This window comes from Verrucomicrobia bacterium CG1_02_43_26 (assembly GCA_001872735.1).
GTDB lineage: Bacteria > Verrucomicrobiota > Verrucomicrobiia > Opitutales > CG1-02-43-26 > CG1-02-43-26.
Window position 1 is genome coordinate 36,614 of record MNWT01000016.1, and the last position, 25,213, is coordinate 61,826.

Consider the following 25,213-nt stretch of genomic DNA (forward strand, 5'->3'; position numbering starts at 1 on the left):
TGTATACTACCCTTTGCTATTCCGATTTTTTGTAATGTTCTTCCATTTCCTTATCCGCCAAAGCTTCCTGCTCTTTCTTCCAATCTTGTAGCCAACTTTCCTTATGTTGGGAGATTTTTTCTAAATCGATAATCGTACGCATATGGATTGCTTTTGCTTCTTTCAACTTTTCTTTTGCGTTCTCAACTTCTTCTTTTGCCTTCTCTAGCGCTTTTTTTAAGGCATCCTCCTTTTCTCGTAATTCGGCTACATCTTGTTTGAGCTCGGTAATTTTTTCTCGTTTAACTTTTTGTTTGATAATGCGTTTAAATAACCTGTCTTCTTCCGCTACACGCCAGACTTTGTAATCTTCCAGCTTTTTATCTGCTTTCTTCTCTTCTTCTTCCGTTTCTTTTAAGTGGACAACCGCGCGATAGACTCCTTCCTGGGCTTTTCTTTCTCGAAAATGCCTTACTTTAAGAATGGTTTCCAACTCATAGGCCATATACGTTATCCTTCAACAATTGCAATCAGCGCCTCAACGGCTTCTTCATAAGAAGTGCCTTCTTCAAGGTCTTGTTTTAGAAAATTATTAATGTCGTTAATCTTATCAATTGCCTCATCAGCTTCAGCATCAGAGCCTTTTTTGTACTCTCCTATACGCAAGAGTAACTCTACTTCTTGGTACTTGGCTACAAGTTCACGCACACGGTTTGCCGCAGTTCTATGCTCATCATCAACGATTGAATTCATGACACGGCTGATACTAGCCGTAATGTCAACAGCAGGATAATGGGCTTTGTTAGCCAATTTACGGGAAAGAACAATATGGCCATCCAATATTGATCTCGTTTCGTCTGCTACGGGTTCCGTCATATCATCCCCTTCAACCAATACGGTATAAAGAGCGGTAATAGAGCCAACGTCAGAATTACCAGCGCGTTCCATTAATTTTGGTAATACAGAAAATACAGAGGGTGGGAAGCCTCTTCTTGTAGGAGGCTCGCCGGCAGCGAGGCCAATTTCACGCTGAGCACGCGCAAATCGGGTGACCGAGTCCATCATAAACAACACGCGTTTACCTTGGTCTCGGAAATACTCAGCAATCGCTGTGGCCACATAAGCCGCTTTCAATCGTTCCATGGCGGGGCGATCCGAAGTTGATATCACCAACACCGTCTTCTTCATCCCTTCTTCGCCTAAATCTCGTTCAATAAATTCTCTTACCTCACGGCCCCGTTCCCCCACAAGCGCTAGTACGCTGACGTCTGACTCGGTATTCCGAATAATTTGCCCCAATATGGTACTTTTACCGACACCTGCTGCCGCGAATATACCCATTCTCTGCCCTTCACCACAGGTCAAAATACCATCCAACACGCGTAAGCCTAATGATAACGGGCGATCGATAACATTCCGCTTTAATGCATTGGGGGGATCCGCATATACAGGGTAATAACCTTCAATTTCAAGAGGCCCTTTTACATCTTCATCTAAGGGATTACCTAAACCATCCAGTACGCGGCCAAGTAATTTGGGTCCAACAGGTACTTGGTGCATTCTCCCTAATGGAATCACTTCTGTTGAGGAGGATATACCGGTTAAATCTCCCAAGGGGGTCAGCAAAGCTGCATCCCCTAAGAACCCGACCACTTCGGCCAGCAACCCTTGCTTTTCCCAGGGGCACTTAAGGCTGCATAATTCGCCCACTTTTACGCGGGGCACAGATGCTTTAATAATGGTACCAACAACTTGCAATACCCGGCCTTTCACTTCAATCGGCTGGGATTCCTCAACACCTCGTTGCAATAAGTTGGTTATAAACTGTAGTGACTGATCAGACATAAAATAGTTCCGCCTACTGTACTATACCATATAAGCGTACAAATTGCGAATGGGGTAGCTCTTTTTTTGAACTTTTACAATACCCCGACATTTTAAAATAGTCAAACAACGCTCAACATTTCTCTTACAAGCGTATTTTGATTCCTCTACGCAAATAAGTAGGCACATCCAAGTCTTCTCCATTAAACAGATTTTGCTCCGTTTCATCAAAAAGCCCTCTATTCTCCGGCTTATTATGATCTATCAGGAAGGACAATTCGGAATAATCAACTTCGGATTCTAAATTCAACTCTTGCTGTTGCAGCGGGTACGGGTAAACCGGCAATTCTTTTGGGGTTGATTTCTTATCATCGCGTGAAATGACTCCTTTAGTAGCGCTTTTTTTAGGAGCACGGGCACTTGCCTTACCCATCACGCAAATGTCCACATAATCCTTTTTATTGGGATCAATAACTGCGCCTATAATAGTCGATTCTTTGCTGCAAAACTTACCTGCCAATGTCGCTAACGCTTTGTTAATATCCCCTAAGGTCAAATTCTTCCCTCCGATGATATTGACTAAAAGTCGCTCTGCTTGCCGTGTTTGCTGTGGAACAAACAACATCGGGCAAAGTGATAGATCGTCCAATGCTTTCTGTAAAAAATTTTCTCCTTCACCTTGGCCAAGCCCATAAAGTGTCTTGCCGCCTGGTTCCGCAAAAACATTTTTCAGGGTAGCAAAGTCTATGTTAATCATACCCGTTTGGCGTATAACTGATAAAAGGGCCTTCACGCCACGCAGCACCCATTGGCTAGCTGCTTGAAAGGCTTCTAATACCGTTGCTGTAGGTTCAAGCTCCTGTAAAAGCAAATCATTTGGCAAAAGGATCACAGCACCGGATTCTACTCGCAACTCCAGCAATGCGTTATTCGCGGCTTCATGCTTTTGTTTCCCTTCCAGGGTAAAGGGTAGGCACGCAAAGCAAAACACCAAAGAACCTTGCCGCTTGGCTTCTTTAACTAATAGAGGGGCTAAACCGCTACTGAGCCCACCTCCTAAGCCAACGACCACAATTAATAAATCTACCCCTTCAATGAGCTTTCTTAACAGGGGCATATCTTCTTGAGCAATTTTTCGCCCAATATCGGGATTGCCACCGGTACTCAGCCCACGGGTCACATTTTTACCAATTAAGTGCTTATCGCTTAGGGTGGATGCCGCCAGATTGTTGGCATCTGAATCGATATAGCTCAACTTCAGGCCGTTTATGTTCGATTGGCTGAGAAAGCCTAATATGTTGCCTCCTGCCCCTCCTATACCGAGCACTTTTATATTTGTGTTTAATGGAGCAAAATTAACCATATTGAATGCTTAGCGTTTAAAAAATTTACCCATCTTACCTAAAAGGCCTCTCCCCGATCCTTTATTCTGCCCCGAACCCGATTTCTGTGACGCATTCAACGCATAATGCAATAGCCCTAATGGGGTGCTGTATTCAGGTGATTGTAAATTATCACTGGCCCAAGATGGGTTTTCCCCTACTCTCGTTGCCAACCCCAATACTTCTTCAGCAGATTTAGTGATATCGCTCAACTGAGCGGTTCCACCGGTAATAATGGCTCCACCGGCAAGTTCTTCTAATTTTACAGATCCTTCCAGTTGCCTGCGTATGAGCGAAAAGAGCTCTCCTGCTCTGGCTTGTAATATATCATATAATGCTTCCCGGCGTATTACACGCTTCTCTTGGTCTACTTTTATTTCATCGCTTCGTGTATCCTCATCCACATAAGCTTTACCGTACTCCGTTTTTAAATACTCTGCCTCATCACAACTGACGCGTACTCCCAAGCTAATATCATTGGTGAAGTGATCCCCTCCAACCGCGATAACTCCCGTATAAACAATATAACTGTCTTTATAGACCACAAAATCCGTTGTGCCACATCCAATATCAATCACCAATACACCGTTCTTTTTTTCAATATCACTGGCTACCATACACCCGGAGGCAATACTGGAGACAATCATATCTTCAACTTGCATCCCAAAGCCGTTAATAATATGTATCTGGTCTCTTATTCGGCGAACATCACCGTGAATGGACCAATAGCCTACTTCTAATTTTCGGCCTTCCATGCCAAAGGGGTTTTCCACTGTCCTACCATCCACTTTAAATTCATTTTGCACATGGTGTATGTAAACACGATTTTGCTCCAGTTCCCTGCTTTTCGCCTCTCTCACCACACGGCTGATATCTGCTTTAGAAACCCGATGGTCAGACGCGCTTACATTAATGCTGCCTGTGTCGTAGAATCCATTCAAATGTCTTCCTGTCTGAGAAAGATACACGCTCTCGAGCTCTATTCCGCCACTTTTTTCAGCTTGCGATATAGCCGCATGGGTTGCCTGGCTCGCTCTTTCGAAATTAATAATTTCTCCCTTTTTAACACCGGATGATACACTTTCCCCTAAGCTAATTATATTTAAGCTTCTTCCATTCACAATTTCACCCACTAATACCGCTACTTTTCCAGTACCAATCTCTATAGCGCCTACTATCTTACTTTTGCTCATCTCTTATTGCTACAAATACTAACGTGTATACTGTTTCTTTGTTATATTTTTATCTTTAAATTGTACCGCTGCTTCACTCCCTAGCGCAAGATCTATTCTCCTCACATTCGGCATCTGGTAGCGGTAAACATAATTCAGAATATAGTCTAGTCGGTCAAGCTGTTCTAGGTAATCTCCCATCGCGAAGATGATCTTTGCTTTACTCTTGGTTAACACATCAATTGTTTCGTTCTCAATCCGAGTACCTTCTTTTAAAAAATCACTGGAAACGGCTATAAATTGCTTAAATAGATCTGGTTTGTATTTTTTGACGGTCATCACAAACTCAGCAATGGGCTGAAGGTTTTTTACGCTTTCATTCCCGTTTTTATCTATACTGATAGCAGCGCCGCCGAGAAAGGGGAGCTGTTTGAGCGCTTCTCGAGAATAACTATACCCGGTATATAGATGCCCTTCAGGCGAAACCAGTAATCGCTTCAATTTACCCTGACTGTCCTTAAGCGCGATACTCATAATCGGCTGGTATTCCTCTATCGTGATCTTCAATTTATCAGGGAACTCTCGCTCGAGCGTTGCGTGCTTTATTTGGCCAAAGCTCTCTAATTGTTTCCGCAATTTATACAAATTAACTTCCATTAACTTCGTTTTTCGGGGCAACTTTAAATACTTTTGTAGCCACTTTGGGGTTAACACGCCGTTGGTCTCCATCACAATTTGATCAATCGCATTGCCTGCCGAGCGAGTGGTCAGTACGTTTGCCTCGGGTACATAATAACGGTAGGTAAAGAAAGCAATTGTGAGCAAGAAGAGTCCTATAAACCCGTATCGCTTTAGAATATGAGCCAGTTTCTTCTTTTTGGCCAGGGGAGTAATAGCTTTACTGGAAGAACCTTGCGTTATATTCCGCCATGTCTGCCCTTTTTTGTCTCTCTTTTTACCGCCGGCCATGTCTTCTGTTTAAACGGTTAGTAGCTTAGATTTAAAACGTTGCATCGCTGGCATAACGATTTGTCGGCACAGTTCATCACTATCATACCCCATGCATTTGCCGCTATCGGGGTAGATACTCGTGGGTGTCATACCTGGTATTGTGTTTAATTCCAGAAAATAGGGTGTCTTACCGTCTTCTACCATCATATCCACTCGCCCAAAATCTCGACAACCACAGGCAGCAAAGGCGACTTCTGTCATATGCTGTATTTCTTTAAGCACGTCCGCTGAGAGGTTAGCTGGTAGCTCATGTTTGGTTAGCCCGGGTGTATATTTGCGAGCGTAGTCATGAAACCCGCCTTCCGGATTAATGCCGACAACTCCCATGCTTTTCCCGTTAAGCACACCTATGCTAACTTCTGGTCCGAAAATCCGTTTCTCAATCATCCAGTACCCTGGGGCTAATATCTCCAACGCATCAGAAATTTCTTTTTCTCCTGAAAGTAAGCTTACGTCCAGGGTACTTCCTCCGCAAACCGGCTTCAATACAACATCATTGCCTAACTGGCCTGTTACCGTTTTCGCGTCGGGTTTATTATCCAAAGTAAAGGCAATGCTTGGCGTAAGGCGAACCCCGTGTACAGCCACTTTCTGCTTTGTAAGGATTTTATTCATACAAATGGCACTGGATTCAACATCCGATCCCACGTAATGAATGCCCATAGCTTCCAAAATCTTCTGGGCTTTCCCGTCTTCTCCAAATTCACCGTGCATTAAGGGAAAGGCAATCGAGTTATCCGTAAAATGTGTTCTCGCAATTTCCGGTTTATCAATGTCGACTAATTCAACGTCAAAATTGAGTTTCAGCTCATGGTAAACACGCTTACCGGACATCAGGGAAACCGCGCGTTCATTCGATATCCCACCATACAGGATAACAATTTTAGGATAATCACTTTCTTTCATAATAGTTCACTCCATTTCTTCCCTAATAACAATACTTCGGGCTGCAAATCAATTCCGGTGGCTCCGCGTACTTCTTCCCGAGCTTTTCGCACCAAGGCAATTACGTCCGCGCACTTTGCGTTTTTTTTATTAACAATAAAGTTGCCATGAATCGTTGATATCTCTGCCCCACCGTATTGGCTGCCTTTTAATCCGGCTTCTTCAATCAACTTCCCGGCATAATTGCCTTCAGGATTCTTAAACATACACCCCGCACTGGCTTCTTTTGGCTGAGAAGATTTTCGCTTTTGTGAAAACGATTCCATAATTTCACGAGATGGTGTTTGTGCTCCCGCTTTTTCTAATTTGATAATGGCTCCAATAGCTACCTGTTCCTGAAGTTCTTTGCAACTACGGTAACTAACGGTTAACTCTTTTTTCTTATATTCAATCAACGACCCTTCGCTTGAAATCGCGCTCACGCTTTCCACAACATCAAAGGTCTCTTTCCCCATAGCCCCAGCGTTCATGCGTAATGCACCGCCTAGCGTGCCCGGAATACCTTCCCAAAACTCAAACCCGGTATAGCCTAGTTTACAAAGGCTTCCACAGAGTTCTTTCAATCTTATCCCAGCGCCTACTTTTAGCGTATCGTCTTTAAGCACTTCAATAGAGCGCCAATGCTCGTGGTTCAGTCTTAATACCAGTCCATCAAATCCTTCATCAAGAACAACAACATTTGATCCTCTACCTAAAACAAACATCGGGCACTCGTTATTACGCACCCACTTGAGTATCTGCATCAAATCATCAACATTTGCTGGCTCGGCATAAAATTTTGCCGCGCCTCCAACACGCAGGGTCGTCTTCGATGCCAGTATTTCATTTTCTTTTAATACCGTTGCCTCACTCACGCTTTCCTTTAATTTCGTCCAACTGCCTCTCTGCCTTTTTTCTTTTAGGATATTCACAAATTGATATGCCCAATGTTCAATATCCCCCGCTCCAATAAAAAACACATCAACAGGTAATACACTACTCAACACGCTTGGCAAAATCCGATCTTCCAATTCAGTATAGGTTTCAATCAAACACATATGCTCGTTATCACTTCCCGCAGCTTTTAAAATAGCCTCTGTCTTCTCTCCTGAGGATTGCTGTTCACTCGCTGCATACACGGGTAGCAAATAGACTTGTGCGTCTTTAGTCGTTTCAAAAACAGCGGCAAATTCTTTCGCATATGCTTTTGTCCGCGTATATCTGTGGGGTTGAAATATAATGAAACACTCACGCTGTTCTTTACGGGAAACACTTTCCAAAAAGGCGCTTATCTCGGCTGGATGGTGGGCGTAATCCGCCATCACGCGTATATTATCGTTCTTATATAAGAGATCTTGCCTACGGTTGACCCCACAAAACTCATCCAAATTACCTGCGATATTTGTATCCAAAAGTTCCTTACAAACAGATAAAGCCCCCAGGTAATTCATTGCGTTAAATAAGCCGTACACCGGAACAATCGTTAGCACGCCTGTTTCTTTCCCAAAGCCTTTACCTAAGGTAACAGCTAACCCATCATCCACTTTTTCAACGGCGTTGAATGTATAATCGCCGTTTTCACCAAAGGTACATAGCGTGCGCTGAAAATCTTTTGCCAGGGTTTCGAATTCTTTAGGAAGCACTACCGTTTTCTTTGTTCTGTTAAACAATCGTTTAAACGTATCTTCCAGATCTTTTGGGCTTTTATAGCGGTCGGGATGATCCCAATCAAAGTTGACTACTAGCGTGAGTTCTGGGGAAAACTTCTCAATCGTGCCATCACTCTCATCCACTTCGGCTACTACCCAATCAGAAGAATGAGATACTTTAGCCGGATTTTTGTTCGGGTCTTTAAAGAAGGCTCCTAGCACGTATCCAAAGTCAAATCCAAGTCGCTCTAAGCAATGAATCAACATCGCTGTTGTCGTTGTCTTTCCGTGGCTGCCTACTACAGCAACTAGTTTTTTTCCCTTAAGCACTTCTGCTAAAAATTCACCGCGTCTAAACTGCCGCAAACCATGCTTCCTTACTTGCTCGGATAGCGGATGCTGTGATTTGATCGCACTTGAGTAAACAAATATCCCGGCTTCCTTTAATCGCTCTCCATCAGTAACAACTTCAATATTATTTTTTTTTAATAGGTTTGCTACAGGGGGTTGCAGGTTATCATCGTATCCATATACTTGATACCCGTTTTCAGAAAGATAAATGGCTAATGGGCACATGCCCATGCCGCCTACCCCTGCCATAAAAATTGTTTTTTCTTTATCTACTTTCATCTCCCCAAAATACTAAACACCATGTAATACACCGTCTGGTAGTTCAACGCGGCATAATTGCTCTAAATCATCCGCTATTAAATCCACACTGCTGTACGGCTCCAGTCTTGCAAGATTAGAGCGAAACTTATCTAACAGCCATTCATTATTGATCACTTCCAATACTTCGCTATATAGTTTGTGCAACATCATTTGCGAGAGCACAATGCCGCCGCCTTGTTGTTCTAAAAAGGATGCATTGGACAGTTGATGATTATCGGCAGCCCATGGATATGGAATCAAGATGGATGGCGCGCAACATCTTACCAACTCCGCAATACTACCGGCTCCGGCACGAGAAACCACCAGATCCGCGCAGCTGTATAAGGTAGCCATATTGTCAGAAAAGGGGGTAAATACGATTTGGGTGCGTAAGCCGCTAGAGGAACGGTAATCTATCTTCCCTTGCCGACCGCGCTGCATACCGGTAACACAATATACGTTAATACCCATTTCACCTAATTTTTCTCCGTACTCAATCACCCACTCCGTCAGGATTGAAGCGCCTTGGCTCCCACCGATCACGAGCAGCCACTTTCCTTCCGTTGTTATACCTAGGCGTTTTCGGGCTTCCAATTGGCCTATTTTTCTGATCTCCTTGCGTAAGGGGTATCCAAAATGCCTCACGGTCTTTGGGGGCAAGCTTTTTAAATGCACGCCTACGGGTAGGTAAACTCGTTTAGATAGGGCACTCAGGGCGCGAATCGCTTTTCCTGGGTTTCTGTTAGCTTCATGCAAAACAATGGGGCAACCTAATAAATATCCGGCTACAACAATCCCCATGGTAATAAACCCGCCAAAACCAACAATCACATCGGGTCTCTTTTTTTGTAGAAAGTGAATGGATGAATATAGACCAATGATCTGGTTCCCAATAAATTTCATCAACTTCCAGGGTTGTAATGAAAAGCCACTCCCGGGTAATTTTATAAAATCAAGTTGGGGATATTTCTTCAATAGCCGCGCATCTACACCTTTCTTGCTGATCACTAAACAACACTCGTGTCCTCGCTCTATCAGGGCTTCCGCTAATGCAATCCCTGGAGACAAATGGCCCCCGGTTCCTCCACATGATATCACAAAATAACTCATAGTTCTCGCGCCATCGGTAACGGCGATTTCGCCCAATTCCTAAATACGTTTAAAATCAATCCCACAAAGGAATACATAACTATTAAATTAGATCCTCCATAACTGATAAAGGGTAAGGACATTCCTTTCGTGGGCAACAACCCGGTCACAACGCCCATATTTATCAGTGCTTGAAACACTATAAAAAAGAGAGCGCCAGCCACTAAAATAAAGTGGTACAGGGTCGGCGCGTTTTTTAGGCTTATGTATCCGACAATAAAGATCATCAAAAACAAGATCGCTATCCCAGCTGTGAAAAAGAATCCTAGCTCTTCCCCGATCACTGGAAAAATAAAGTCATTATGCGCTTCTGGTAAAAAGGCCATTTGCTGTCTACCTTGCCCAAGGCCTTCTCCATAAAGTCCGCCCGCGCCAAATGCCAAAATACCTTGCCATAGCTGGTACGCTCCATCGCTTTTATTACCTTCAACATCCAAAAATGCTGTTATTCGTTTTAACCGTATAGGGTCAAAAAAGACCGCCACGGAAAATAGAAATACGGCCCCAAATAGGCTTGGCAATAGGTATATCAGCCGCGCCCCGGATAAAAATAATAATCCCAATCCCACACAACCGCACAAAAACGCGGTTCCAAAGTCTGGTTCTACTAATACGAGTATGCAAAATACTCCTATCCATATACCTGGAAGTATGTATCCGTGTAGAAAGCTGTCTATCCGTCTTTGATTATCAGACAGGTATCGCGCCAACACAAGCACTAGTGCAATCTTTGCAAGGTCAGATGGCTGTACATTTATCACGCCTAATCCTATCCAACGTTGCGCCCCGTTAACGCTTTTGCCTATCCCAGGTATCAACACAAGCACGAGTGCTAGTAGGGCTCCCGCGGCTACCACATATGCGTATTTTTTTATTTTTTCAATGTCTACAAACATCAACACGATCCCGGCTATAGTAGCTAGGGTGAGTGCTATTGTTTGCTTCAAAAAAATGTTCTGGCGTTCCGCGCTAAAAGATTGGCTGGCACTCGCTAAAGTGACCAGCCCTACAATCGTCAGAGAAATTACGGCAAATACAATCACTGCATTCACCCCCAAATGCCAATTACTCGTCTGCCATTCTCTTAGCTTTTTTAACATTGGCTAAATATTTCATGCATTCAATATTAGCTCTCAGTTTTTCCTACCTGCACAACAGGTATTTCCTCGTCTAATTCAAATAACGCATCGTCCATATCTTCAATCTGCTCCACTTTCGCTTCTCCTATGATTCTTGGAGATCTCGTTTGCTCTTCTTCAACACCAAGAACATCTGCGGCCGCATAGGAAGTTTCGCTTCTATTTGCAGCATTTACAGGGCTCGTATTAATCTGTGGTATTGCTTTCGGTGCTGTCTTATTTCCTTTAACAGCTAGCTTTTGGCCAACACGTAGTTTCTTAGGATCACTAATACTATTCATCTCTTGTAAAGCACTGACACTCATACCATAGTACGAAGCTATGCTAGAAAGGCTTTCGCCGGGCTCAACAACATGTATGTCCGATTCAGAAAAATTCATGTCAGCTGGCTTTGCAGTGCTGCTTTTTGCAGATGCTAATGCTGGCTGGCTGTTATTTGCGGATATTCCTGGTATCGTAAGTTCTTTACCGGCATAAATTGTAGCGCTCTTCATCCGGTTCGCTGTCTTAATGTCGTCTATCGATACATTGTAACGGCTTGCAATTCCTGACAACGTGTCCCCGTTACGCACTTTGTAACGCATACCTTCGCTGCTGTTCATTGCCTTCATACTGCTCTTCTGTGCGTTGTCTGTAGTCGCCGCAATGCCGGGAATTTTTAACTTTTGCCCAACTTTTAATACGCTTTGTTTATTTAGCTCGTTCAGCTCCATGATATCTACCATGGGCACGTTAAAGCGTTTTGAAATTACCCATAATGAATCACCGGATTTTACTACATATTCTGTCGACGCCGGCTCGGCCACTTTTGGCTCCACTATAAGCGCGTTCATGCTCACTTCTTTAACAGAGGTTATCGGTGTCAACAATTCTGTACTACCGGGCTTCGTTGGCTTAGCCCGCTCTGCTGTACTATCCGAGCCATTAGCGGCGGGGCGTCTTGGCACATAGCGAGTACTCGCTACCGTAGCGTTCTCCGTCTCTTGTGCCCTCACGGCTTCTTTACTCGGGCCGTACGCATTCATCGCACTGCTCTTTTCTCCGGATGAACCGCTACCGGATTCTTCTACTGTCTTGCATCCAGGCTGGACCATCAGCAAAACAATCGCTAAAACGTGAAAAACAAACACAACGCTGACTATTTTTAATATCTTCATAGGTTACAAAAGGCTTTATTTAGGTATATTGGCTTTCGATTCATGTTTCAACCTCAAAACGATTTCTTCATAACAATTCCCTCGGTGAGCATAATTATCAAACATATCGTAACTGGTAAATCCAGGGCTAAAGACAATATCAGTCTCACTTCCTTTATATTTCTCGCTATATGCATACGCGCACTTAACTACTTCTTCTAAGGTCTTGCAAATCACGGATATCCCTCCTTTTTCTTCTATATTTTTCTGCAACTTCTCTGCTTCATCTCCTATTAAGAACGCCATTGCTATTTTATCGTAAATAGCATCAATCAACTTCTTGGTATCGAGCCCTTTACCGGCTCCTCCGCCTATCCATATAATGGGTTTCTCAAATCCTCTGAGCGCTGCTTGTGTCGCGTGGAAATTCGTTGCCTTAGAGTCGTTCCAAAAGCTCACCTCTCCTATTTTGGCTACTTTCTGCAAACGGTGTTTGGGTAGTTTAAATGCGCTGGCAGCTTCTAATAATATAGCTAATGCGTAATCTTTTTCCACCCAATACTTTCTTGCAATGGCAAAGTTTTCGGATTGCGGGTATTTCTCAAAAATGGTTCCTGTTGGCATGTGACTCTGATCTTCAGCAATATAGAGGTTAGCGGGCATCGTTTTATTCATTTTTTTCGCCCACTGATATACACTTTCTCCAATAATCGCTATTCCGTTTTGTAGTCGTTCGATCAGGTTCCACTTCGCGTTAAAGTATTTCTCCATCGTCTGATGACGATCCATATGATCTTCATCAAAATTCGTCCACAAAACAGCGTCTGGCTGGAGGTATTTTAAATCTTCACTTTGAAAGGAGCTTGTCTCACAAACAGCAACCGCTGCTTTGTCTTCAAAGTTTCTCCAAAATCCAGAGAGGGGTGACCCATTATTCCCCACCGCGATTGCTTTTTTCCCTAGCTGGCAAAGCGCCTGAGCCATAAACTCCGTCAGGGTTGTCTTCCCGTTCGTCCCCGTAACGGCTATAATCTCGCCTTGCCAAAACACCGCCGCAAAATCCATTTCAGCCAAGCAGGTGCATCCGTTCTCTCTAGCTAATTTAAGCCAGGGATGCTCTTGCGAAAACCCGGGGCTGTAAATAACTAAATTATGCTGTTTTGCTGCTATAGAATCAAATACCGAACACTCCAAACATTTTTCATCATAAACAACATACGCTGCCCCCATTACTTTCAACAGGTCAACCACAGCCTTACCCGTCACGCCTTTCCCAAAAACACCTACAGGTCTCTTCAGTAATGGCGCTATCGTTTCGGGTATTGCTAGCATATTAAAATAACGGGCTTATCTTAGTTTCAACGTTCCTAGTCCAATCAGGCCAAAAACAAGGGATAGTATCCAAAATCGTATGACAACTTTATTCTCATGCCAATTCTTTAGCTCAAAGTGGTGGTGTATCGGTGCCATGCGAAATATTCTTCGTTTGGTTAATTTATAACACCCCACTTGCATAATCACAGAGCTCGCTTCCATCACGAATATTCCGCCAACAATCACCAACGTAAGGGGCTCATGCACCATAAAGGCAATTGCGCCGATCAATCCGCCTAAGGCCAGCGACCCTGTATCACCCATAAACACTTCTGCCGGGTGGCAATTATACCATAAGAATACAAGTGCCGCGCCTAACACGCTACTACACACAATTGTTAGTTCGCCCGCGCCGGGAATGTATTGTATAAATAAATACTCTGATATAATGCTATTTCCGGTCACATACGCCATCACTGCGTAAACAAGCGCAACGGTAATGGTGCAGCCTATGGCTAACCCGTCCACACCGTCTGTCAAATTAATCGCGTTACTTGAGCCTGCCATCACTAAAAAGAAAAACAAAAATGCAAACCAAACGGGCATCATGTTCATCACGGGTGCTTTATAAAAGGGAACCCATAATTGGCTCATCAGGCTGTGTGATTCCGCATTCATCAGCAGGGCACCCAATGCCGCAAAGCTTAACAGTCCTTGGCCAATTAACTTCCATCTCCCGGACAATCCTTCTTTATTCTTTTTTACAACTTTCAGATAGTCGTCCGTAAATCCAATCACTGTAAGCCCTGTATAAACCAATAAGGCCACCATCACGTAAACATTCCATTCCGCGAAGATTAATACCGTAGGCAACACGCCCAAATAAATCAACAAGCCGCCCATCGTTGGGGTATTCTTTTTTCCGGAATGTTTTTCGGCAAGCTCCCTAAACTCTGAGGCGTCTCTCACACCTTCGGCCATCTTTAACTGCTTCAATCGTGCAAATAACCACGGTGCCAATGAAAAGCACACTACCATCGTAAACGCCATCGATAACGCGCTCCGAACAGTTATATATCGAAATAGCCGCAGCGGCCCCCACACATGCTCATAATCTGCTAAAAAACTTATCATATCACTTCTTCACGCAAAAATTCTTCATCTCTCGTCTTGCCTTTTCGGCAACAAATTCTCCAATTGATACACACGGCTGCCTTTCAAGAATACGGATCCTTCAAATTGTGATACCGCTTCTCTCGCCATTTCCGTATTTTCATAAAATGCTACTTTTGGCGCTCCATATCCGCGTTCTTCCAATGCTTTCCTGGTAAACATCGTCTCTTTGCCGATTAACACGACACTGTCGTTCTCTCTCAAGGGCACTTTCTTTCCAATGTCATAATGCGCGGCTTCGGATATCGACCCCACACCGGCTATCCCTCCAAGCACATACAGCCGTGGGTGTTCAGTAGGGGCAAACTCCGTAAACATTTCCAACGATTCATCAAGCGCTACAGGTAGGTTATTATAGCAATCTACGTAATAATACCGATCTCCAATCGTCACTGTCTCGCCTCTTAAATAAAGGGGCTCCCATAAACTTAATGCATCTTGTATCTTTTTTTCAAATACACCTAAATACCGCCCCGCAGCTATTGCCAAAACCATATTCGCAACCATGCCACGAATCATCGGCTTTAAGAGAAAGCTCACATGCCCCAAATCAGCGGACATAATATCAACGCCCAGTCCTGCCTTCTTCTTAGTATAACGATAGCGTATCACGCGCTCAGGGGAAATATCAGTAACCACTTCGTCTTCACGTGCTATGACGCAAATATTATCCTGTAACTCCCGAAACGCAGCCTGTTCCCAAGCACTGTTTGTCGTAAAAATGGTTCCGCCTTTTCTGGTTGCACGGGCTAGCTTGGCCTTTTCTTCCGCAATCGCCTCTATGCTCCCTAAATTATTCATATGTTGGGGGTAAACGTTTGTAACAATTGCGCAATCGGGCTCAATCATCTTCGCCAGCTTATCCATCTCGCCAACACGATCCATTCCGGCTTCAATCACACCGTACTGCTGACCTACTAACTCCAGTTCCATTAAATTCAAGGGCACACCTAGCAGGTTATTCCAGTTAATTCGGTTAACTGGGGTTTTGGGCAATCCAAAGAAACTTCTTAACATCTCTCTTGTCGATGTCTTTCCGCAACTTCCTGTCACGCCGACTAATTTTCCGGAATACTGTTCTCGGTGTCGGTGCGCAATCACATGAAACGCTTCTAGTACATCGGACACTTTTAATTGTGGTAACGTAATCGCATCATCATATTCCTGCACAATCGCTCCCGCAGCCCCATTCTTCTGAGCACTTTCTAGAAAAGCATGACCGTCTACTCCCTCTCCTTTCAGAGCAAGGAATATATCACCTTTTTTAAGTGTCCTCGTGTCGTTAGAAAAACTTTTTAAATCATCCTGCACAACAGGGCCATACCACTTTCCTCTGGTCACGCGACTGATTTCTTCGGCTTTCATTAGGATCTCGCTAACAATAAATGATTTAAAACTTCTTTTGCAACTTGCACATCATCAAAGGGTACAATTGTGTCCGCAAATTCTTGATACGTCTCATGTCCTTTACCGGCAATTAAGATGCAGTCTCCTTTTCGCGCGTTTTCAATTGCTTTGCGTATCGCTTCCTTCCGGTCACGTTCAAAGGCAATTAAATCGGGCTTGGTCACACCCGCGCGCATATCTTCAAATATTACTTCAACACTTTCTTTTCGTGGATTGTCAGAGGTTGCCCAACCAAAATCAGCATATTCTTGCACGGCTGCGGTCATCTTCGGTCTTTTTTGGCGGTCGCGGTTACCCCCACAACCAAACACAACAACAAGTTTTCCGGTTATAATCTTTCTCAACTCTTGCAATACATTCACGAGCGCTTCTTCCTTATGGGCGTAATCAACAATGACTTGAAATTCTTGCCCGGCTTCCACTCGTTGCATACGCCCAGGCACCCCTAGGAATGTCGCCACTTTGCGTGCCATCGTTTCCATATCGCACCCGTTTGCCCAGCCGATCGCCATCGCGTTCACTAAATTATAAACATTGTATTTTCCTAATAGCGGGCTCTTTACAATCGTCTTTCCGGTCGGCCAGCACAGGGTAAACTCGCTACCTTCGCTTGTATACGTAATACCTTCAGCTCTTATATCACATGCGGTATTAATCCCTGTCGTTAAAATCTCAATACGCCCTTCCTGAGTCACTTCATCTGCTAAGCGTTTTCCATAGGGATCGTCTATACTAATAATAGCTTTGCGCATAGTGCTGCCGCCTTCCGCCATAAAGAACAGGCGTTTTGCCCTATAATAGCTTTCCATGTCTTCATGGTAATCCAAATGCTCGGGTGTCAAATTCAAAAAGGCGCCTATCGCAAAGTGCAACCTGCTCACTCTCTGCTGGTCTATCCCATGCGAGCTCACTTCCATAAGGGCTTTCTTGCAACCGCTTTTGGCCATTTCATCCAGCATTCCGCAGGTATGAATAATCATAGGGGTTGTACGTCTGGATGCCATCGCCCGTTTCCCTAAATCATATTTCACAGTCCCTATCAAGCCAACGTCTCCTTTTTGCTCGCTGAGTAAATACTGCGCAAGCATGGTCACGGTGGTCTTCCCGTTTGTGCCGGTTACGCCAATGAGCTCTAATCGCTCATCAGGTAGCTTATAAAAGCGTCTGGCCACTTCAGCCATCACTCGGGGGACATTTTCCGCAACTATTTTCACCGCCGGGCTAAATCCGCTCAGGGGCTTTGCGGTCACGACACCCACTGCCCCTCGGCCGATCGCCTCAGAAACAAAATCCACTCCTTTATGCTGCGTCCCTTCTACGGCAAAAAATAAACTCCCTGGAATCACTTGCCTGCTATCATCGGTTATTCTTAAAACGGGTATGGTCTTCTCTCCGAATATCTTGCACTCCGTACCTTTAAATAGCTCTTTTATGGTAAAACTTTCTTTAATTCCTGCCATGGTCATCTCCTCTCCAGGCAAACAGTTTTTTCTGGCGTTCATCAATTGGCTGAACATTTAAATACTGAATCAGCTTTTCTGCAACATTTTTAAATCTCGGGGCTGCTACAACGCCTCCATAAGCTGTTCCACTAACCTTGGCATCATCAATCACAATTGTCATAACGACTCTCGGGTTATCATATGGAAAAAACCCTGAAAAGCTCCCTATGTGGTGGCTTGTTGAGTACTTTCCATTAATAATTTTTTGGCTCGTACCGGACTTCCCGGCCACACCAAAGCCTTTAACATCAGCGCGTCTGGAGGTTCCGTTTGGTCCCACTACTTCACTTAATAGCTTTGCCATCACTTTCGCGGTTCCAACGGATAATACTCGCCTTTTCACTTCTGGCTCATAGTTCACAATCGTATTGCCCGCATCATCAAATACTCGCATCACTACTTTAGGTTTCATCAATACCCCTCTGTTCGCAATCACAGACATCGCGTAATTCACCTGCAGGGCCGTAGCTCCAATAGCATGCCCCATAGGAAAGCGGCTAATCGTCAGCCCGTCCCAACGTTTCACATCGGCCACCATTCCGGAAACTTCCCCACCTGGTCCATATCCAAGCTTTTCACCAAATCCATACGCTTTTGCGTATTTATATAAACGGTTCTCACCGAGCAACATCCCCAAATGTGCCATTCCGCGGTTACTGGATTTCCTCACAACGTCCTCAATACTCAGTACGCCGAACTGCTTGTAATCTTTCGGCAACCGAACGATTCTTCCGTTATATTCTACTTTGCTAATACCGCAATCCACCTCATCGCTCAGTTTAGTAATCCCTTCTTCCAGGGCTGCGCTCGAGGCCACTATTTTAAAGGTCGATCCGGGTTCGTACACGTCAGATACCGATCGGTTCCTATGCGTGTCTAAATCATATTCCCAGAATTTATTAGGATCATAACTGGGGTAATTCGCCATGCCTAAAATATAGCCGGTGGTCGGCTCACTCACAATAATACTTGCCGATTGAGGCTTCAAGTCCGCTGCAATCAGCTCCAATTCTTCTTCGATCAAGTGCTGCACTACTGAATCAATCGTCAACGCAACATGATACCCATCATGCTTTTCCACTTCTCGCACGCGAAATTGCGCCATCTCGCGTCTTTTGCCATCGCGTTCAGACTCTCTCCAGCCGTCTTGTCCCCTTAAATAAAGGTCCATGTAATGCTCAACTCCCATCACAGCTTGTTCTTCTTTATTAACGTAGCCAAGAACATGCGCTGCTAGGTCACCGCCGGGGTATATCCGGTCAAATTTCCTGTTCCCGTAGACACCTTTAATTTTAAGAGCGGCTACTTTTTCATACAAATCTTCATCCATCATATCCACCAACTTCCGCCAGCGTATCAACCGCATCGCATCAGCATCTCCGGCAGTCGTCCCCCATGTTTTTTGGCGTAACAATGCTGCTAGCTCTTTGTAGGGCATCTTGATTAACTTCGCCAACACTGGCCACTTAGCCTCATCTTCTTCCAGCAACATCTGGGGATCAACGCCAAGCTCAATTACAGAGCGTGTCGTTGCCAAAACGTTCCCGCGGGCATCCACTACGTCTCCGCGACAGGCATGTATAATGTCAAACTTCTTCCTATTCGCTTCTACTATATCGTTCAAATGCTCTCTATTAAAGATATGCAAGTAGGACAATCGGCTCAAAACCGCCATAAAGGCGATCAAGACGACTGTCCCCAAGAGTTTATATCTATAACTGGATACAAATGAGCGGTTCATCTATCCTTCAATTAGTGAATGGTTCCTAGTCCAACTTCCTTAGCGCGTGCCTTAACAGCATCGATTAACACCTGGTCCAACTTAGCCACAGCTTTGCTTGGCGCAGTTGGCAAATCTTGTTCTAACACATTGGAATCGCCGCGAAATGTCTCGTTCACCCAAACAACTTGGCGCGATTTAGGAGCAACCAATCGGTTTCCTATGCGCTGTATCAAGTTTTCTGGGCTGTGCGCTTTCGCTATTCTGGTATCAACAAACGCTTTCTTGCGGTCTATTTCCTGGAGCTCCATCTCGTAATACTTTATCTTGTCTGCCGAACGCGTAATCTGCTGTCGCATCCAGACCACTCCCAAGGCTCCCATTAGGGTTATTAACAGGGTCATCGTCAGCAACGTTACCGCGCCCATTCTCACATTCATTATTCTCATTGCAGCATTCATACATCTACCTCCTTTTTTAAAATTCTTAACTTCGCAGACCTGCTTCTCGGGTTCTCTGCTATCTCCGCTTCACCGGCCGTCACCGGTTTCCTCGTAACCAACTTTGCGTACCGTGTCCGTTCATCTTGAAAGCGGCTGTCCTTGCCATGCTCCGGCATCCCCGCCATGGTCTTGAAAAAGCGTTTAATAATCCTGTCTTCCAGGGAATGAAAGCTGATCACGGCCAACTTCCCGCCTAGCTTCAATTTCTTAAAGGCCACGGGAAGCGCGTTTTCAATCATCTCTAGCTCCTTGTTCACAGCCATTCGTATCCCTTGAAAGGTCTTCGTAGCCGGATGTATGCGTTTTCTCCCAAAGGGCATGTTCCCGACAACGTCACTGACTAATTCGGACAAGCTTTGGGTTCTTTCGAGCGCACCGGTTCCTCTCGCTTGAATAATCGCATCTACCACGCGTTTCCACTTCTTCTCTTCGCCGTAATCTCTTACCGCTTTCACCAGTTCGTCATAAGTGGCTTTTTCTAAAAACTCCGCCGCAGGCATCCCTTTCCTCGTATCCATCCGCATATCCGCTGCCGCATCATTGCGAAAGGAAAACCCGCGCTCAACATCATCTAATTGAAAAGAAGATACGCCTAGATCAAATAATATTCCGTCAAAATCGTTTTCTTCAATTTTATCAATCTCCCCAAAATTAATCCCGTAAAATGTGAAGCGTTTCCCAAACTCTTCTCCAAATGTTTTTGCGCGCTCAGCTGCTTCGGGGTCCGTATCAATTGCGACTAATCTGTTTTCCCCATTTCCTTCCAAAATGGCGCGAGCATGTCCCCCACCGCCAAATGTGCAGTCCAAATAAATTCCGGGTGCTTCGTTTATTAAAAAACTAAGGACCTCCTCAAGTAAAACTGGCTTATGCTTAAGCATTGATTAATAAAATGGGTACAAATTTTTTCTAGTCTTTTTTGCATATTTCTTTGGGTTCACAAACCAAGTTCACATAAAACTCGGCTCATCTCATCCTCACCATCATCTTCCTTGTCCAGGTAAGCCCCATATCGCTCTGGGCTCCACACGTGGAATGTCACAAAATTGCCCACACACACTACGTCTTTCTCCAATGCCGCGTGCGCGCACAACTTGTCACTCAAGTTGATCCGTCCCTGTTTATCACATCCAAAATAATCTGCTTTAGCGAAAAATTTCATCAACATCTTTTGACGTTGCTTATCGCCTAAACTCACTTCAGCTACTTTCTCTTCCAATCGCTTAACCATCTTCGGGGGGTAAATCGTCACACACCCAATCGGGTTAGGTAACGCCAAATACACCACGCCTTCGTCACCTTCAAATCGCCATTTCGAGGGTATCGTCAAGCGGTTCTTAGCATCCAATAAATGCTTGAACTCTCCTACATACACACTCTTGTCCAATGACACCATAAAAACGTTTTTAAATTAAGCAATTCCCACTTCTCCCCATTTTACCCCACATTAACCCAAAGTCAAGGAAATCAAGGCATTTTGATCAATTTTTTGTAAAAAATTACTAATCAGCTCTTCGTAAGCACTCTTTTTTTACAAAATTACTAACAACTGTAATAAACAAAATATCACTACTTTAACCAGTAGCTATTAAACACAGCGCTGCCGCATTCAACCCAATACACAACATAATCATAGTAATCATAAATGAAGATCTTCAGACACATTCCGTGCATATGTTGAGTTTTTGACAACGAAAGCATTTTGCGAACAAAGTGCCCCAGGCGTTATCCAAGCGTATTATTACAGCGCTCAACGCAAGCTGCTTTACCACTTTGTTTGCCCACGCGTTTGTGGCTTTTTTTATCGAACACCGCTCTATAGCTATCCCAGTAAGCGCTTAAGCGATGGCAGCCTTTATCTCCAGCTAAAATAGCAGATACTCCCTGTATTTTAAAACAAACTCTTGAGTGTTCATCGAACGATTGCACAACTAAGAAAACCGGCGGCGATTTAATAATTCCACAAAACACACTTATTCTGTGCTCCCTATTTTTCCCAAAAAAAATTGGTTCCCGGCCGGGGACTCGAACCCCGAACAAATTGATTAAGAGTCAACTGCTCTACCGATTGAGCTAGCCAGGAACAGGAAAGCACCTTTTATACTAAAACAACCTCACATCTGGCAAGTCATTTTTTTAGCTTCTTTATTTTTTTGCAAAACGCCTTAAGCCCGTCTAAATTAAATCCATGTCTTCATACCTCTTCCAAGACCGCTCAGATGCCGGCAAAAAGCTCGCGGACAAGCTTACCATATACGCAAACAACCCTAACGCCATCGTCCTGGGTCTTCCTAGGGGCGGTATCCCGGTTGCCTACGAAATCGCCTCTAAACTCAATCTACCGCTCGATGCCTGTCTCGTCCGCAAGCTCGGCGTACCTGGCCACCCTGAGCTCGCTTTCGGCGCGCTCTCTCTTGGCGGCACTTATGCCCTCAATGATGATGTCGTCAACTACCAAAACATCTCCCAATCAACGATCGAGGAATCCATCGCCTACCAAACTCGTGAAATTAACCGCCAAAACGAATACTTTCGCCAAAATCGGCCCGCCCCAAATCTAGCCGGCAAAATCGTCATCTTGGTAGACGATGGCCTAGCCACCGGTGCCACTATGCGCGCTGCCATTGCCCCCATAAAAAAACAATCCCCAAAGCAAATCATAGTCGCCGTCCCCGTTGGCCCCTCAGATACCCTAGGAGATATAGCGCCTCTCGTGGATGAAGTGGTCTGCCTCATCGTCCCCACTTATTTCAACGCCGTGGGTAACTGGTACACAGACTTCGCCCAAACAACAGATGACGAAGTCCTTAATTACCTACTGGAATCTGAATGACGTTTTGCAACAACAACAACAACATTACATCTCTTTTATTCGAGTAGAAGGGCAATTACCCCTAAAAAATAACTACAATCCCTAAAAGCAACTATACTTAAACGCGTTACTTATTTCACCTCGACACTTCAAGTTTGAGATGAAAAACAAGTGTTCATTAAAATACTGATCGAAAGAGCACTTGTTTTAGCCGAGTTTGTTTCAGGTGAAACAAACAGCCATTTTTATAGCGAATTAAACTCTATAAAATGATTAAGTAAACTCGATTTCATAGCTAAACCGAACTTAACTGGACACGAAATATTTATAAATAAAAACCAATCAAAAGCTAGAAACATCAAGCTTTCCGGCGCCTTTTATACCACATCAAATACACGGGTACCCCACTCACTACAAAGAAACTCGCAATCAAAAGCGTCTTGACTGAAGTTTCGTAAATCACCCAACCGCAATAACTTACAGCAACAGAACCCAAAAAGACCTGCAACAGGAAATACTTCCCTCTCTCCCTGAAGAGCACCCGCAAGAGCGCCACAGCACAGGCCAAATAGACAAACAGGAACGCTGTCACTGAAAAGTCAATAATCGCGGTCACCTGCTGCGCTATACTCTCATTCGCCGTCAAAACCAATAGGGGAGTGATCCCCAGGCAACTGACAATGATTCCCACAACAGGCGCGTCATTCTCATTTCTCTTACCAAAAAACTTCGGCATCAACCCGTCCTGAGCCAGTCCCAGAACGATCTGGCCACTGGTCAGCATCCACGCATTCAACGTCCCGATACACACAATAGAAGCAATAATAGCAATCCCAAAATGCCAGTTCCCGCCAAACATACGCTGCACCGCATCCACATAAGGCGCTTTAGAATGCACCAACTCGCCCCCCGGGATCAGTCCCATAATGCCCACGCTGTTAATCAGGTACAATAAAGCCACACATATCGTACCCATTATAATCGCCCGCGGAATAGTCTTGGAAGCGTTCTCCACCGCTCCCGCTGGCGCGGTCGCAGACTCCACCCCAATAAAGCCCCACAACGTAAGCAATGCCACTTGCCCCAGCAGTGTAGACATCGGCAAACTAGCCACTTGGGGCTCCACTACCATATTCCCCGCATCAAAAAAGGCCAAGGCAGCCAAGGGTATGATTAATAATGGTACAAACTTTAGCAACGTCAGAAAGATTTCAGCCCCCCCAGCGGTCTTCACGCCTTTTAAATTCAAGACGGTAATGGTAAAGAGGAGTACAATCTCTAGCAACAGGTAATACGTACTACTCAAGCCGCCTAGAAAGGGGCTTAGCGAACCAATAGCCGTAACAACAACCGCCGTTGTGCTCACCCAAGAAATCACCCAATAGGTCCAACCAGTAAAGAAGGCTGCCACAGGCCCAAAGGCCTGGCTTACATAAACGTGAGGCCCCCCAGTCTGCGGAAAGCGAGCACACAACAGGCCAAAAACCAATGCCAGCACCACAGCACCACAACCAGATATCACCCAACCTGCCAAGCTATAACCCCCATAAGGCGCAAGGCTCGCGGGAAGCATAAACACACCTGTACCAATCTGGCTTCCTGTCACCAACGCAAACACCGCCCAAAACCCTATTTTATTACCGCTCATATCAAATCCACATTACGTACAGCGACAATACCATTTTCAACAAAAACTGCTACCTTAAAATGCATACTACCACTCTAGCCCCCATTCGTTTACAATTTACTTTTCCTAATCACTACACTAGGCTGTTGCTGAGCATCCTCAAATAACCTATTACATATTATATGCAGCGTATTTTAGTTACCGGCGGAGCAGGCTTCTTGGGGAGCCACTTGTGTGAGCGTCTTCTAAGCGAAGGAAATGAAGTCATTTGCATGGACAACCTCTTTACTGGCAGGAAAAGTAACATATATCACTTACTCAGCAACCCGCGTTTCGAATTCTTCCGTCACGATGTTGTGGACCCTTTTAAACTTGAAGTAGACCAGATTTACAACCTCGCCTGCCCGGCATCGCCTGTCCACTACCAGTACAACCCCATTAAAACGATCAAAACTTCAGTTATTGGAGCCATTAATTGCTTAGGGCTAGCCAAACGAATCAATGCCAGGATATTACAGGCCTCTACTTCCGAGGTTTACGGAGACCCAGCAGTCCACCCACAAAACGAAGCCTACTGGGGTAATGTTAACCCTATTGGCAAACGTTCCTGCTACGACGAGGGCAAGCGTTGCGCAGAGGCTCTTTTCTTTGACTACCACCGCTCTAACAACGTTGATATCCGTGTCATGCGCATATTTAATACCTATGGCCCTAGAATGCTCCCTGATGACGGGCGAGTCGTTTCCAACTTCATTGTTCAGGCTTTACGCAATGAAGACATAACAATTTACGGAGACGGATCACAAACACGCTCATTCTGCTTTGTAGACGACTTAATTGACGGCATGCTCCGCTGCATGAATCATGATTCCTTTACTGGACCGGTCAACATAGGAAACCCTCACGAGTTTACTATTCTGGAACTAGCTCAAAAGGTGATAGCTCTCACCAAAAGCAAATCCCAAATCACCCACGAACCTTTACCTGAAGACGACCCCAAACAAAGGCGCCCAGACATCACCCTCGCCCGCCAACACTACGCCTGGGAACCCAAAATAGACCTCACAGAAGGCCTAACTAAAACCATCCCTTTCTTCCGATCTATCATCGAGCGATAGCATACGGTTGTATTGCAGTTT

22 protein-coding genes and 1 tRNA gene are annotated in these 25,213 nt (G+C 44.7%); 2 read left to right on the forward strand and 21 right to left on the reverse strand.

Annotated features, from left to right (window positions below; all coding sequences use genetic code 11):
* Positions 1–16 precede the first annotated feature (16 nt).
* From AUJ82_05915 to AUJ82_06010, 20 genes are all read right to left on the reverse strand, one after another.
* On the reverse strand, positions 17–484 hold the full coding sequence (locus AUJ82_05915) for a hypothetical protein (protein OIO59305.1): 468 nt from the start codon (positions 482–484) through the stop codon (positions 17–19).
* Between the two features lie 5 nt (positions 485–489).
* On the reverse strand, positions 490–1,824 hold the full coding sequence (locus AUJ82_05920) for an EscN/YscN/HrcN family type III secretion system ATPase (GenBank protein OIO59306.1): 1,335 nt from the start codon (positions 1,822–1,824) through the stop codon (positions 490–492).
* A gap of 124 nt (positions 1,825–1,948) precedes the next feature.
* The gene (locus tag AUJ82_05925; protein ID OIO59307.1) at positions 1,949–3,166 is read right to left on the reverse strand and encodes a hypothetical protein; all 1,218 of its coding nucleotides are present in this window, start codon (positions 3,164–3,166) and stop codon (positions 1,949–1,951) included.
* Positions 3,167–3,175: 9 nt separating this feature from the next.
* Positions 3,176–4,378 (reverse strand): cell division protein FtsA, encoded by a 1,203-nt coding sequence (locus AUJ82_05930; protein ID OIO59308.1) that lies wholly within the window; start codon positions 4,376–4,378, stop codon positions 3,176–3,178.
* A gap of 18 nt (positions 4,379–4,396) precedes the next feature.
* On the reverse strand, positions 4,397–5,326 hold the full coding sequence (locus tag AUJ82_05935; GenBank protein ID OIO59309.1) for a hypothetical protein: 930 nt from the start codon (positions 5,324–5,326) through the stop codon (positions 4,397–4,399).
* Positions 5,327–5,335: 9 nt separating this feature from the next.
* Complete coding sequence (locus tag AUJ82_05940; protein OIO59310.1) at positions 5,336–6,274, reverse strand: hypothetical protein; 939 nt, start codon at positions 6,272–6,274, stop codon at positions 5,336–5,338.
* Positions 6,271–7,167 carry a UDP-N-acetylenolpyruvoylglucosamine reductase gene (locus tag AUJ82_05945; protein OIO59421.1) on the reverse strand — a complete coding sequence of 299 codons (897 nt, stop codon included), beginning with the start codon at positions 7,165–7,167 and terminating at the stop codon, positions 6,271–6,273. The genes AUJ82_05940 and AUJ82_05945 overlap by 4 nt, the downstream gene beginning before the upstream one ends.
* Before the next feature lie 1,416 nt (positions 7,168–8,583).
* Positions 8,584–9,702 carry a hypothetical protein gene (locus AUJ82_05950; GenBank protein OIO59311.1) on the reverse strand — a complete coding sequence of 373 codons (1,119 nt, stop codon included), beginning with the start codon at positions 9,700–9,702 and terminating at the stop codon, positions 8,584–8,586.
* Positions 9,699–10,841, reverse strand: coding sequence for a putative lipid II flippase FtsW (locus tag AUJ82_05955; GenBank protein ID OIO59312.1), 1,143 nt, complete (start codon positions 10,839–10,841; stop codon positions 9,699–9,701). The genes AUJ82_05950 and AUJ82_05955 overlap by 4 nt, the downstream gene beginning before the upstream one ends.
* Before the next feature lie 26 nt (positions 10,842–10,867).
* Positions 10,868–12,037 carry a hypothetical protein gene (locus tag AUJ82_05960; protein OIO59313.1) on the reverse strand — a complete coding sequence of 390 codons (1,170 nt, stop codon included), beginning with the start codon at positions 12,035–12,037 and terminating at the stop codon, positions 10,868–10,870.
* A 15-nt stretch (positions 12,038–12,052) separates the two neighbouring features.
* Positions 12,053–13,348, reverse strand: a complete 1,296-nt coding sequence (locus AUJ82_05965) for a UDP-N-acetylmuramoylalanine--D-glutamate ligase (protein ID OIO59314.1) — start codon at positions 13,346–13,348, stop codon at positions 12,053–12,055.
* A gap of 15 nt (positions 13,349–13,363) precedes the next feature.
* Positions 13,364–14,464, reverse strand: coding sequence for a phospho-N-acetylmuramoyl-pentapeptide-transferase (locus AUJ82_05970; protein ID OIO59315.1), 1,101 nt, complete (start codon positions 14,462–14,464; stop codon positions 13,364–13,366).
* A 24-nt stretch (positions 14,465–14,488) separates the two neighbouring features.
* Complete coding sequence (locus tag AUJ82_05975; protein OIO59316.1) at positions 14,489–15,868, reverse strand: hypothetical protein; 1,380 nt, start codon at positions 15,866–15,868, stop codon at positions 14,489–14,491.
* Complete coding sequence (locus tag AUJ82_05980) at positions 15,868–17,412, reverse strand: UDP-N-acetylmuramoyl-L-alanyl-D-glutamate--2,6-diaminopimelate ligase (GenBank protein OIO59317.1); 1,545 nt, start codon at positions 17,410–17,412, stop codon at positions 15,868–15,870. The genes AUJ82_05975 and AUJ82_05980 overlap by 1 nt, the downstream gene beginning before the upstream one ends.
* A complete protein-coding gene (locus tag AUJ82_05985) occupies positions 17,357–19,153 on the reverse strand; it encodes a peptidoglycan glycosyltransferase (protein OIO59318.1) in 1,797 nt (598 codons plus the stop codon). Before AUJ82_05985 ends, AUJ82_05980 begins: the two co-directional genes overlap by 56 nt.
* A gap of 11 nt (positions 19,154–19,164) precedes the next feature.
* Positions 19,165–19,593 (reverse strand): hypothetical protein, encoded by a 429-nt coding sequence (locus AUJ82_05990; protein ID OIO59319.1) that lies wholly within the window; start codon positions 19,591–19,593, stop codon positions 19,165–19,167.
* Complete coding sequence (locus AUJ82_05995) at positions 19,590–20,516, reverse strand: 16S rRNA (cytosine(1402)-N(4))-methyltransferase (protein OIO59320.1); 927 nt, start codon at positions 20,514–20,516, stop codon at positions 19,590–19,592. The genes AUJ82_05990 and AUJ82_05995 overlap by 4 nt, the downstream gene beginning before the upstream one ends.
* 56 nt (positions 20,517–20,572) lie before the next feature.
* Positions 20,573–21,031, reverse strand: coding sequence for a hypothetical protein (locus AUJ82_06000; protein OIO59321.1), 459 nt, complete (start codon positions 21,029–21,031; stop codon positions 20,573–20,575).
* 329 nt (positions 21,032–21,360) lie between these two features.
* Positions 21,361–21,606, reverse strand: coding sequence for a hypothetical protein (locus AUJ82_06005; protein ID OIO59322.1), 246 nt, complete (start codon positions 21,604–21,606; stop codon positions 21,361–21,363).
* 36 nt (positions 21,607–21,642) lie between these two features.
* Positions 21,643–21,718, reverse strand: a tRNA-Lys gene (locus AUJ82_06010).
* A gap of 105 nt (positions 21,719–21,823) precedes the next feature.
* Here AUJ82_06010 and AUJ82_06015 point away from each other — a divergent pair.
* On the forward strand, positions 21,824–22,468 hold the full coding sequence (locus tag AUJ82_06015; GenBank protein OIO59323.1) for a phosphoribosyl transferase: 645 nt from the start codon (positions 21,824–21,826) through the stop codon (positions 22,466–22,468).
* A gap of 337 nt (positions 22,469–22,805) precedes the next feature.
* Here AUJ82_06015 and AUJ82_06020 read toward each other — a convergent pair whose 3' ends face one another.
* Complete coding sequence (locus AUJ82_06020) at positions 22,806–24,095, reverse strand: amino acid permease (GenBank protein ID OIO59324.1); 1,290 nt, start codon at positions 24,093–24,095, stop codon at positions 22,806–22,808.
* A 161-nt stretch (positions 24,096–24,256) separates the two neighbouring features.
* Here AUJ82_06020 and AUJ82_06025 point away from each other — a divergent pair, with 161 nt between their 5' ends.
* A complete protein-coding gene (locus AUJ82_06025) occupies positions 24,257–25,192 on the forward strand; it encodes an NAD-dependent dehydratase (protein ID OIO59325.1) in 936 nt (311 codons plus the stop codon).
* Positions 25,193–25,213: the final 21 nt, after the last annotated feature.